Source organism: Pseudomonas sp. C9, from assembly GCF_002000165.1.
Taxonomy (GTDB): Bacteria; Pseudomonadota; Gammaproteobacteria; order Pseudomonadales; family Pseudomonadaceae; genus Aquipseudomonas.
Window position 1 is genome coordinate 1,153,969 of the sequence record NZ_MPAK01000001.1, and the last position, 12,276, is coordinate 1,166,244.

General features: G+C 61.2%; 8 protein-coding genes. 5 read left to right on the forward strand and 3 right to left on the reverse strand.

What is annotated here, in order from left to right:
* Positions 1–78: 78 nt before the first annotated feature.
* Positions 79–2,478 (reverse strand): GGDEF domain-containing protein, encoded by a 2,400-nt coding sequence (locus tag BMS17_RS05460; RefSeq protein ID WP_077430584.1) that lies wholly within the window; start codon positions 2,476–2,478, stop codon positions 79–81.
* A gap of 142 nt (positions 2,479–2,620) precedes the next feature.
* Positions 2,621–4,891 (reverse strand): bifunctional 23S rRNA (guanine(2069)-N(7))-methyltransferase RlmK/23S rRNA (guanine(2445)-N(2))-methyltransferase RlmL, encoded by a 2,271-nt coding sequence (gene rlmKL, locus BMS17_RS05465; RefSeq protein WP_046027041.1) that lies wholly within the window; start codon positions 4,889–4,891, stop codon positions 2,621–2,623.
* Positions 4,892–5,420: 529 nt separating this feature from the next.
* On the opposite strand from rlmKL, the gene rmf reads away from it, so the two are divergent.
* Positions 5,421–5,636: a ribosome modulation factor gene (gene rmf / locus BMS17_RS05470; protein ID WP_003223300.1), complete on the forward strand. Its 216-nt coding sequence runs from the start codon at positions 5,421–5,423 to the stop codon at positions 5,634–5,636.
* Positions 5,637–5,928: 292 nt separating this feature from the next.
* Here rmf and BMS17_RS05475 read toward each other — a convergent pair whose 3' ends face one another.
* Positions 5,929–6,948, reverse strand: coding sequence for a quinone-dependent dihydroorotate dehydrogenase (locus BMS17_RS05475; RefSeq protein ID WP_046027042.1), 1,020 nt, complete (start codon positions 6,946–6,948; stop codon positions 5,929–5,931).
* Between the two features lie 229 nt (positions 6,949–7,177).
* Between BMS17_RS05475 and BMS17_RS05480 the strand changes: the two genes are divergently transcribed.
* From BMS17_RS05480 to BMS17_RS05495, 4 genes are all read left to right on the forward strand, one after another.
* Complete coding sequence (locus BMS17_RS05480) at positions 7,178–8,389, forward strand: CmpA/NrtA family ABC transporter substrate-binding protein (protein ID WP_077430585.1); 1,212 nt, start codon at positions 7,178–7,180, stop codon at positions 8,387–8,389.
* Positions 8,390–8,404: 15 nt separating this feature from the next.
* Positions 8,405–8,980 (forward strand): ANTAR domain-containing response regulator, encoded by a 576-nt coding sequence (locus BMS17_RS05485; protein WP_046027044.1) that lies wholly within the window; start codon positions 8,405–8,407, stop codon positions 8,978–8,980.
* A gap of 369 nt (positions 8,981–9,349) precedes the next feature.
* Entirely contained in the window at positions 9,350–10,561 is a 1,212-nt protein-coding gene (locus BMS17_RS05490; protein WP_046027045.1) for a NarK/NasA family nitrate transporter, read from the forward strand.
* Positions 10,562–10,568: 7 nt separating this feature from the next.
* Positions 10,569–12,239, forward strand: a complete 1,671-nt coding sequence (locus tag BMS17_RS05495) for a bifunctional protein-serine/threonine kinase/phosphatase (RefSeq protein WP_077430586.1) — start codon at positions 10,569–10,571, stop codon at positions 12,237–12,239.
* The last annotated feature ends 37 nt before the right edge of the window (positions 12,240–12,276 follow it).

The window sequence follows — 12,276 nt, forward strand, 5'->3', positions numbered from 1 at the left end:
CATGAGGCATTCCCACGCAGAGCATGGGAACGATCAAATGTTGGCGCGGGCTTGCTCCCACATCGACTGTTTCCGGTTTTAGCTTGTCTGCGTCTCGACCCGATCCCGACCGGCCTGCTTCGCCGCGTAAACCCCCGAATCCGCCCGCAACAACAGCGCATCCGCGCCCTCTCCGACCTGCCAACTGGCAATCCCGAAACTCGCGGTAACGAACCCCACACCCTCGATCGGTGAACTGCGCAACCCTTGCCACAACTGCAAGGCCAGCACTTGCGCCTGCTCGCTGTCGGTGTCCGGGCACAACACCATGAACTCCTCGCCACCGAGGCGACAGAACACGTCTGTGCGCCGCAGTCGATGACCGATGCGCTCGCACACCACCTGCAACACCCGATCCCCCACGGCATGGCCATGTTGATCATTGATGCGTTTGAAGTGGTCGATGTCGAGCATGATCACCGACAACTCGCCCCCTCCGCGTTCGACGCGGGCCATTTCGGTGGTCAGGCGCTCCTGGAAGTAGCGGCGGTTATGAATCCCGGTCAGCGAATCGGTGATCGACAGCGCACGCAATTCTTGTTCTACCCGTTTCAAATCGGAGATGTCGGAAACGTAGCCATGCCAGAGCACGCCGCCACCGGGCTGCTCTTCAGGGGTCGCCTCACCGCGAACCCAGCGCAGGCCGCGCATGGGCAACTGCACGCGGTATTCCTCGCGCCACGGGCTGAGGGTGTCCGCCGACGCCCGGATCGAGGCTCGGACCCGGGTCGTGTCTTGTGGATGAATGCGCGTGAAGATCGATTCGGCGTTGAACAGCAGCACGTCCGGCTCGAGTTCGTAGATCTCGCGGATACCGTCGCTGGCATAGATCACGCTGAAGCGCCCATCGAATTCCATCTTGAATTGATAGATGCCGCCGGGGACATGGGCACTGAGTTTCTTCAACAACAGGTCCCGCGCCGCCAAGGCCTCATGGACGCGTTTGCGTTCGGTAATGTCGATGCAGATCGCCAGGTGACCGACCCACAGACCTTGCTCGTCGAGTACCGGGGTCGCCAGCATGTTGACCGCCAAATGGCTGCCATCGCGGCGCACCAGCGTCCACTCCCGTGCGGCGTTACCAATTTCATCGCCGTCTTTGACCAACATCGCCTGACAGGTTGGAATCGGTTTTCCATACCTCGCGCTCAACTCCGCCGCCCGTGCCACCAGCTCTCGGGGGAAATGCAGGTTTTCCAGAGTCATGCGCCCCACGACCTCAACGCCGGCGTAACCCAACATCTGCTCGGCACCGGCATTGAACGTGGTGATGACCCCGCGCAGATCGGTGGCGATGATCGCCACCTGGGTCGCCGCATTCAACACGCCACGCAACTGGCCGTGAGTGCCACGTAACTCCTGCTCGCGGGCGCGCAACTCCTCGGTCTGTTGCTCAACCATTTTCAGCGCTCGCTGACGCTGGCTGACCAACACGTACAGCAATGCGCTGACCAGCAGACTGAGCAAGCCGCCCAGCACTATCAGGGTCGTCACCGAGGAATGGTTGGCTTGTATAAAGGCTTCGCTGGGCTTGATGTCGACCTGATAGTCGTGATCGGCCATTCGCAATAGTCGGCTCGCGGACAAATCACTGGCCGCCGGTCCGTTGAAGGACTCGTAAAGCACTTCGTGCTGGTTGACGATCGACAAGTCGAGAATGCGGACCGAGAGATAGTCGTAATTGGCATCGGGCAAGCCATCCGCCAGCAACTGACGCATGCTGATCACCGCCATGACATAACCGTAGGGTTTTACCCCTGCGCCGCTTGGCGTGTTAAACACAATCACCGGGGCCACCAGCAGCACGCCACGCGCATAGGCCGGCTCGATACTGACCAGATGCATGGGCTGCGACACCGCCAGGCTGCCGCGTTTATCCGCTCGCTCAAGGGTCGCCCGACGCATCGGCTGAGCCCATAAGTCGTAACCCAGCGGCGAGCCCAGTCGGCTTAGCGTCTGGCTGTAAAGCACCACCACGTATTCATCGCGTTCAGCGGCCAATTGCAATTGACCATCGCTGGCGAGTTCACGAACGGTGAAATCGCTAAAGCCCTCGTCACGCACCTTGCGCTCGAACTCTGCGCGCTCGGCACGCGTCACGCGGGCCGCGAATGAATAGGCTTGAGCGCGGTGCAACAGGGGTTTGGTGAAACCGTCGAACTCCTCGCGGGAGACCGAGTCGGAATTGGCGAAGAACCGGCGCAGGCTGTCGAGGCGCTGCTCCTGGTCCTGAAATCGTTCTTCAATGCGGCTATAGCGTTCACTGGCCAGCAGTTGGAAGCGTTGCTTGAGTTGATGGCGAAACACGTTGACCGTCGACCAGGCCAACAACCCCGTCAGAACACACCCCATAAGCAACACCAGCAGCGCGACCAGCCAGGCCGACACATCTTCGCTGATAAAACCCAGGATCTTGGGGCGCACGGCGTGTAACGACATAAACGCAACTCACAACGCCAGGTGCGGGAAAGCCCATTGGCCATGAGAGAGTTATAGCTATTAGCCACTAATTTGACCAGCACTGAAAGAAGCCACAGAGCCTTTAAAAATCAAGGCCCTGTGGATCCAATCCACACAGCTATCAACGTGCGGTGATTTTCCATGCGCGGTGGATCTTGCCGTTGCGGGCGAAATCCGGATCGATGGTCTGGGCGGTGATTTCTTCGACCGCGTAACGCTGCGTGAGGTTTTCCTCCAGCGCGAACTTGCGGAAGTTGTTGGAGAAGTACAACACGCCACCGGGTGCCAGGCGTGCCATCGCCAGGTCGATCAGTTGCACCTGATCGCGCTGCACGTCGAAGATCCCTTCCATGCGCTTGGAGTTGGAGAACGTCGGCGGGTCGATGAAGATCAGGTCGTACTCGTCACGGCAGGCGTCGAGCCAGACCATCACATCGCCCTGCTCCAGACGGTTCTTGTCAGAGAAACCGTTCAGCGACAGGTTGCGACGCGCCCAGTCCAGATAGGTTTTCGACAGGTCGACGCTGGTGGTGCTGCGTGCACCCCCCTTGGCGGCGTGAACGCTGGCCGTCGCGGTGTAGCAATACAGGTTGAGGAAGCGCTTGCCGGCCGACTCTTTCTGAATGCGCATGCGCATCGGGCGGTGGTCAAGGAACAGCCCGGTGTCGAGGTAGTCAGTCAGGTTGACCAGCAGCTTCACGCCACCTTCGTTGACCTCGACGAACTTGCCCTGCGCGGCTTGACGCTCGTATTGCTTGGTGCCGCTCTGACGCTCGCGACGCTTGACCACTACACGGCTCTTGTCGATGTTCAAGGCCTGCGGAATAGCGGCCAAGGCATCGAACATGCGTGCCGAGGCTTTTTCCGGATCGATGGATTTCGGCGCCGCGTATTCCTGAACGTGGACCCAATCCTGATACAGGTCGATGGCCATCGAGTATTCCGGCATGTCGGCGTCATACACGCGATAGCAGTCGATGCCTTCGCGCTTGACCCACTTGCCCATGGCTTTCAGGTTTTTTTGCAGGCGATTGGCAAACATCTGCCCGCCTTCGCTCAAACGCGGCTGCTCGATCACCGGCGCAGGTGCTGGTGTCGGTTTGATCGGGTTGCCGTTTTTGTTGTACTTGCGCTCTTCTGGCTCGCTCGGTGCCTGATCGTAAGCCGCCTGCTCGCGCTCGACCTGACGCTGCTCAGGGGTGCGACGCTCGCCCGTGACGAACTGGTCTGGCGTGACCTTGATCAGCAGCAGCTTGCACGGCAATGCGCCGTTCCAGAACGAATACTGCTTGTGACTGCGAATGCCCATGCGCTTGCCCAGATCCGGGGCGCCGGTGAACACTGCGGCTTCCCAGTTCAAGCAGGCCTGACGCAGACGCTCGCCGAGGTTCTGATAGAGGTAGAGCAAGCTCGCCTCGTCACCCAGACGCTCGCCGTAGGGAGGGTTGCAGATCACCAGGCCTTTCTGGTTCTGGTCCGGACGCGGCTCGAACGTACCGACTTCGCCTTGGTAGATCTTGATCCACTCGCTCAGGCCGGCACGCTCGACGTTGTTGCGGCCCGGTTGAATCAGGCGCGGGTCGGCTTCGTAACCGCGAATCCACAGCGGTGGCTTGGCCAGGCCGGCAGCGCAACGTTCGGTGGCTTCCTCGTGAAGCTTTTTCCACAGCGCCGGAACGTGGCCCAGCCAATGGGTAAAGCCCCACTGCTCGCGACGCAGGTTCGGTGCCATATCAGCGGCGATCATCGCGGCTTCAACCAGGAACGTACCAACACCGCACATCGGGTCAGCCAGCGCGCCGCCTTCGGCCGCAATGCGTGGCCAGCCGGAACGGATCAGGATCGCAGCCGCGAGGTTTTCCTTCAGCGGCGCGGCGCCCTGCTGCAAGCGATAACCGCGCTGGTGCAGGCTGTGACCCGACAAATCGAGGGAAAGAATCGCTTCGCCACGGTCCAGGCGCAGGTGAATGCGCAGGTCCGGGTTGAGTTTATCGATCGACGGACGGTCGCCTTGCGGGGTTCGCAACTTGTCGACGATGGCGTCCTTGACCTTCAAGGCACCGAAGTGGGTGTTGTCGATGCCCGAGCCGTGGCCGCTGAACTCGACGGCCAGGGTGCCGGCGTTGAGCATGTGGTCTTGCCACTCGATATCCAGCACGCCGTGGTACAGGTCTTCGGCGTCCTTCATCGGGAAACGCTTGAGCACCAGCAGCACCCGGTTCGCCAGACGCGACCACAGGCACAAGCGGTAAGCGGTTTCCATGGTGGCCATGCCGCGCACGGCCGAGGTGTGCTCGCGTGCCTCTTCAAGGCCAAGCCCGACGGCTTCCTCGATGAGCAGGCCTTCAAGGCCTTTTGGGCAGGTGAGGAAGATTTCGAATTGGTCGGACATGGGAATTTCAGAGCCTTTGGCGAAGTGAACCGGCAACGCATTGCCGATCCGGTTTTCAATCAGGCGCTTTTCTCGAAGAGCGCCCGCGTGGCACGAAGGTGTGCCGTCCCACCCCTGCTGCTCGGGTTAAAAGAGCTTAGATGCAAGGACAGATAAAATAGTTGATGCAACAAAATGTCATAAAGCGACCCTTCGTCGAATAATGCTTCCACCAACAGAAGTCATTCTCACTAAGGGATTACTCCCGTCATCCTGCGGGGGGCCGATCATACAGGGCTTTTGCCAATCAACACCGGGCATTCATCGTGATGCTTATGGCCTTAGCATCTTTATGGTTACGTTCTTATGACAAAACGATCATTCCCTCGATGTGACGCATTGGTTAGAACTCAACACAGGTTGACGCCGCAACGACGTCAACACCTTGGCTCGTCACGCCGGCAGCGAGCCCCCAACGGCAGAGTTTTTCTGCCAGACCTCAATAGAGGTCGACGCGATAAATACAGTCAACAAGTGAGGGCAACACCCTATGAGAAGACTTAAGCGTGATCCGTTGGAAAGAGCATTTTTGCGCGGATATCAATATGGCGTTGGTGGCAAATCCCGTGAGCTTTGCCCATTTACTCTACCGTCGGTACGCCAAGCCTGGATTAACGGCTGGCGAGAAGGACGCGGCGACAACTGGGACGGTATGACCGGCACTGCGGGAATCCACAGACTCAACGAACTTCACGCCGTCGGCTAATTTACAGGGCCAAACACTCCGACACGACAATCTGATGACTGACTGAATTAACCACGCACGTCCCATCCGGACGGCGGGCTCCGGCCCAGGGGCTCCTTCGAGGAGCCCTTTTTTATGCCTGCGTTCTAGCCAAACACCATCCCTGTAGCAGCTGCCGAGCCCGCGAGGCTGCGTCCGGCTGCGAAGCAGTCGTGAAATCAGACACCGCGATTTGCAGAGGCACCGTGCATGCAGGTTTGACGACTGCTGCGCAGCCGGACGCAGCCTCGCAGGCTCGGCAGCTGCTACACAATCAGCGCAGGGCTGCGATGGCGTCTACAGACTCACGAATCAGCGCCGGGCCTTTGTAAATGAAGCCGGAGTAAATCTGTACCAGGCTCGCACCTGCCGCGATTTTCTCTGCCGCGTGCTTGCCTTCGGTGATACCGCCCACGGCAATGATCGGCAAGCGACCCGCCAGTTCCGCCGCCAGTACTTTCACGGTGTGAGTGCTCTTGTCGCGAACCGGTGCACCGGACAGACCGCCCGCCTCGTCACCGTGCTCCATGCCTTCGACGCCGACGCGGCTGAGGGTGGTGTTGGTGGCGATCACTGCGTCCATGCCGGTTTCAATCAGCGCTTGTGCGACCTGCGCCGTTTCTTCGTCGCTCATGTCCGGCGCGATCTTGATCGCCAGCGGCACGTGTTTGCCGTGGCGCAAGGCCAGTTCTGCGCGGCGCGTGGCCAGATCAGCGAGCAACTGCTTGAGCGAATCACCGAACTGCAGGCTGCGCAGGCCCGGTGTGTTGGGCGAGCTGACGTTGACCGTCACATAGCTGGCATGGGCATAGACCTTGTCCAGGCAAATCAGGTAATCGTCGACCGCACGTTCAACCGGAGTGTCGAAGTTCTTGCCGATGTTGATACCCAGCACGCCCTTGTATTTGGCGGCGGCGACGCGGGCCAGCAGGTGATCGACGCCCAGGTTGTTGAAGCCCATGCGGTTGATGATCGCCTCGGCTTCGGGCAGGCGGAAAATCCGTGGCTTCGGGTTACCGGGTTGCGGACGCGGGGTGATGGTGCCGATTTCGACAAATCCAAAGCCCAACTGGGCGAAACCGTCGATGGCCGCGCCGTTTTTGTCCAGGCCGGCGGCCAAACCGACCGGGTTCGGAAAATCCAGGCCCATGACCGACACCGGCATGTTCGCCGGAGCTTTGCACAGCAAGCCGTTGAGGCCCAAACGCCCACCCGCGCCGATCAGGTCCAGGGACAGATCGTGGGAGGTTTCCGGGGAAAGTTTGAACAACAGCTGACGGGCCAGGGTGTACATGGGCGGGTTTGACTCTGGGCTACGAAAAGTGGCGGCAATTATAGCCGCGCATCGGCGTCGCAGGCGAGGCACGCGACAAAATCAGCCCGCGATGGCATATGCCTTGCACCACCACCGCTATCAGCACTCATGCCAACGGCGGGATGGGTCGAAAGACAAAGGCGTCGTCACTGGCCCTTGCTCTGGCAAGCCGCCCGGTACGGCGTTTTTTTATGGAAGGTGCTTAACGATGATTGAAGTTCCAGCCACCCCCCTGGCCTGGGTCAATGGCAGCGATGCCCCGGAAAAGACCGACATCAATCTCGGCTTCATGGCCCTGAGCGACTGCGCCTCGGTCGTGGTCGCCGCCACCCAGGGGTTCGCCCAGCCCTACGGCCTGACCCTGAACCTCAAGCGCCAGTCGTCCTGGGCCAACCTGCGCGACAAACTGGTCAGCGGCGAACTCGACGCCGCGCACAGCCTGTACGGCCTGATTTATGCGGTGCACCTGGGCATCGGCGGCGTAGCCTCGACTGACATGGCCGTGCTGATGGGGCTGAACCAGAACGGCCAGAGCATCAATCTCTCCCACGGTTTGCAGGCGCTGGGCGTGACCGGTCCTGAAGCACTCGACCGACACGTGCACCAAACTCGCCCAAAACTCACGTTCGCCCAGACATTTCCCACCGGCACCCACGCCATGTGGCTGTATTACTGGCTGGCGAGCCAGGGTATCCATCCGTTGCAGGATGTCGACAGCGTGGTGGTACCGCCACCGCAAATGGTCGCGCACCTGCAAGCGGGGCGTATCGACGGTTTTTGCGTGGGTGAGCCATGGGCCGCCAGCGCGGTGCAGCAAAACCTGGGGTTCACAATGGCGACCTCCCAGACCATCTGGCCCGACCACCCGGAAAAAGTCCTCGGCTGTACCCGTGCGTTTGTCGAGCACTACCCCAACACCGCGCGGGCCTTGGTGATGGCGATCCTGGAAGCCAGCCGCTTCATCGAGCAAAGCACGGAAAACCGCCGCAGCACCGCGCAACTGTTGAGTGCGCCCGACTACCTCGACGCCCCTCTGGACTGCATCGAGCCGCGTCTGCTGGGCGATTACGCCGATGGCCTGGGCAATCGCTGGCAGGACCCGCACGCACTGCGTTTCCACGCCGGTGGCGAGGTCAACGTTCCGTACCTGTCTGACGGCATGTGGTTCATGACTCAGTTCCGGCGCTGGGGTTTATTGCGCGACGACCCGGATTACCTCGGCGTGGCCCGTCAGGTCCAGCAGTTGGACCTGTACTGCGAAGCTGCCACTGCCGTCGGTGTCGCCGCTTCGGATCAAGACATGCGCAGCAGCCAGTTGATCGACGGCAACGTCTGGGACGGTTCCGATCCGGTCGGCTATGCCCGCAGTTTCAAGCTGCACGCGATGAGCGACAGCTCTTACCGATTCGCCCACCGCTGACAGGAGACTGCGAACATGTTGCGTATCCTGCTGATCAACGACACTGCGAAAAAAGTCGGTCGCCTGAAAGCCGCGCTGACTGAAGCCGGATTCGAGGTGATCGACGAATCGGGTTTGACCATCGACCTGCCCGAGCGCGTCGAAACGGTGCGCCCGGACGTGATTCTGATCGATACCGAGTCACCGAGCCGCGATGTGATGGAACAAGTGGTGCTGGTCACCCGCGATCAGCCACGGCCGATCGTCATGTTTACCGATGAACATGACCCCGGCGTGATGCGTCAGGCGATCCAGTCCGGGGTCAGTGCCTACATCGTCGAAGGCATTCACGCACAACGCTTGCAGCCGATTCTCGACGTGGCCATGGCGCGGTTTGAAAGCGACCAGGCACTGCGCGCCCAATTGCATGCCCGCGACCAGCAACTGGCCGAGCGCAAGCGTATCGAGCTGGCCAAGGGCTTGTTGATGAAGATGAAGCATTGCAACGAGGAAGAGGCCTACACCCTGATGCGCCGCCAGGCCATGAGCCGCCAGCAGAAACTGATTCAAGTGGCGGAGCAGATCATTGCCATGAGTGAGTTGCTCCAGTAACCGATCTCCCGAACCTGGCACAGATGATCGTTCCCACGCTCCGCGTGGGAATGCATCCCGTGACGCTCCGCGTCACAGCGTGAAGCGGATGCAGAGCGTCCACGGCGGCGTGACCACGCGGAGCGTGGGAACGATCTCCACCAGGTCTCGGTTGTTGGCACAGATTTGGCTATGTAATCACCACAGGTAACCAACGGCGGTTGCCCCACCTACGACAAAGACGTCGCTCACCTCATTTGCCCCTGGCGAATCGGGTAGCGGCGTTTTTTCGTTTTGGCCCCACAGCCCGGGGCCGGTGGTGCGGCCCAAAGGCGCCCCACCTGCTAGCTCATGACTCCTTCTCGAGACTCTTCACAGCTGAGGTGCGCGATGAATTCAAGCTTCTGGAAATCCGGCCATACCCCGACCCTGTTCGCGGCCTTTCTCTATTTCGACCTGAGCTTCATGGTCTGGTACCTGCTCGGCCCGTTGGCTGTGCAGATCGCCGCCGACTTGCACCTGACCACCCAACAACGCGGGCTGGTGGTGGCCACGCCAATCCTGGCCGGGGCCGTACTGCGCTTTATCATGGGCATGCTGGCGGATCGTCTGTCGCCAAAAACCGCCGGGCTGATCGGCCAGGTGATCGTTATCTGCGCACTGTTCGGCGCCTGGAAACTCGGGATCCACAGCTACGAGCAAGCGCTGGTGCTGGGCCTTTTCCTCGGCATGGCCGGTGCGTCCTTCGCCGTCGCCCTGCCGCTGGCGTCGCAATGGTATCCGCCGCAGCATCAAGGCAAAGCCATGGGCATCGCCGGAGCGGGCAACTCCGGCACGGTTCTGGCGGCATTGATCGCCCCGGTACTGGCGGCGGCATTCGGCTGGAGCAACGTGTTCGGCTTCGCCCTGATCCCGCTGATCCTGACCATTATCGTCTTCGCCTGGCTGGCGAAAAACGCACCGGAGCGGCCGAAAGCCAAATCCATGGCCGACTACTTCAAGGCCTTGGGTGACCGCGACAGCTGGTGGTTCATGTTTTTCTACAGCGTGACTTTCGGCGGTTTTATCGGCCTGGCCAGCGCCCTGCCCGGCTACTTCAACGACCAGTACGGCCTGAGCCCGGTGACCGCCGGTTACTACACCGCGGCCTGCGTGTTCGGCGGCAGCCTGATGCGTCCTTTGGGCGGCGCACTGGCCGACCGGTTCGGCGGTATTCGCACGCTGCTCGCGATGTACACCGTGGCCGCCGTCTGCATCGCGGCGGTGGGTTTCAATCTGCCGAGCTCCTACGCGGCGCTGGCACTTTTCGTCTGCACCATGCTCGGTCTGGGTGCAGGTAACGGCGCGGTTTTCCAGTTGGTGCCGCAGCGTTTTCGTCGGGAGATTGGTGTAATGACCGGTTTGATCGGCATGGCCGGCGGCATCGGCGGCTTCGCGTTGGCGGCCGGCATGGGCGCGATCAAGCAAAGCACCGGCAGCTATCAACTGGCGTTGTGGTTGTTCGCCAGCCTCGGTGTTCTGGCCTGGTTCGGCTTGCACGGGGTGAAACGTCGCTGGAGAACCACCTGGGGTTCGGCCGCCGTGACGGCGGCTCGGGTCTGACGCCTCAATGAGCCTGCAATTGAGTTTTGCCGAAGCCAGCGCCACGGGGCCGCGCGAGGAAAACCAGGACGCCCTGCGCCTGGTGACGCCCGCCCCGGCCTTGGCGGCGAGCAAGGGTTACCTGTTCGCCATTGCCGATGGTGTCAGCCAATGCGCCGACGGTGGCCTCGCCGCCCGCTCGACCTTGCAGGCCCTGGCGCTGGATTATTACGCCACCCCGGAAACCTGGGGTGTCGCCCAGGCATTGGACCGTCTGCTGCTGGCGCAAAATCGCTGGTTGCAGGCCAATGGCGGTGGGCAGCCGCTGCTGACCACCGTCAGCGCCCTGGTCATGCGCGGCAGGCGTTTTACCTTGGCCCATGTCGGCGATTGCCGCGTGTACCGCTGGCACGCGGATCAGTTGCAGCGCGTCAGCGAGGATCACGTCTGGGACCAACCGGGCATGCAACATGTGCTCAAACGGGCGCTGGGCCTCGACCAACATCTGGTGCTGGATTTTCTCGATGGCGAATTGCGCCTCAATGAAAGTTTTGTCCTGCTGAGCGATGGCATCTGGGCCGTGCTGGGCGATACGGCCATTGCCGCTATTTTGCGCGATCAGCCCGATCTGGACAGTGCCGCACAGACCTTGGTCAGCGCGGCGCACCTGGCCGGCAGCCAGGACAACGCCAGCGCCCTGTTGGTGCGCGTTGACGCCCTCGGTGAAACGAGCATCGGCGACGCACTGATTCATTTGCAGCAATGGCCGCTGCCTCCTGCACTGAAACCCGGTCAGTCCTTCGAAGGCTGGCAGGTCGAGGGGATCGCCGGCCAGAGCCAGCAGTCACTGCTCTACCGAGTGCGCGATGGGCAACAGCAACCCTGGCTATTGAAAACCTTGCCCGGTGCGCTGCGCGACGATCACTTGGCCGGGCAGGCACTGCTGTCGGAGGAATGGTTTCTCAAACGCGTGGCCGGACGGCATTTCCCTGAAGTCCATGCCGCCAGTCAGCGTCAGCATTTGTACTACGTGATGCGTGAATATTCCGGATCGACGCTGGCAGAACTGCACGCGGGTGTCGGACCACTGCCACTGGCTCAATGGCAAGACCTGGCCGAACGCCTGCTCCGCGCCGTGGGGCTGCTGCATCGCCGACAAATCCTGCACCGCGACATCAAACCGGACAACCTGCTGCTGGGGGACGACGGTGAGCTACGCCTGCTGGACTTCGGCCTCGCCTACTGCCCGGGCTTGTCCGAGGATCAACCCTCGGCCCTGCCCGGAACACCCAGCTATATCGCACCGGAAGCCTTTCGCGGGGGCATCCCGACGCCGCAACAAGACCTGTATGCCGTCGGCGTGACGTTGTACTGGCTGCTGACCGGGCACTATCCCTACGGCGAAATCGAAGCGTTTCAGCGGCCCCGGTTTGGTGTACCGGTGAGCGCCAGTCGCTACCGGCCGGATGTGCCCGACTGGATCGCGCAGTGTTTGCAACGGGCTGTCGCAGCGGATCCGCTTGTGCGCTTTGAAACGGCGGAAGAATGGTTGCTGGTACTGGAGCAAGGCGAGCGGCGCAGTTTGAGCGTGCGCCCCAAGCCGTTGCTGGAGCGCGAGCCGTTGAAAGTCTGGCGCACGATGGCGCTGGTGTCGTTGGTGGTTAATCTGGCGTTGCTGTTTCTAGTGGTTCATGGCTGACACAGATCCCTTGTAGCCGCTGGCGAAGCCTGCGTCC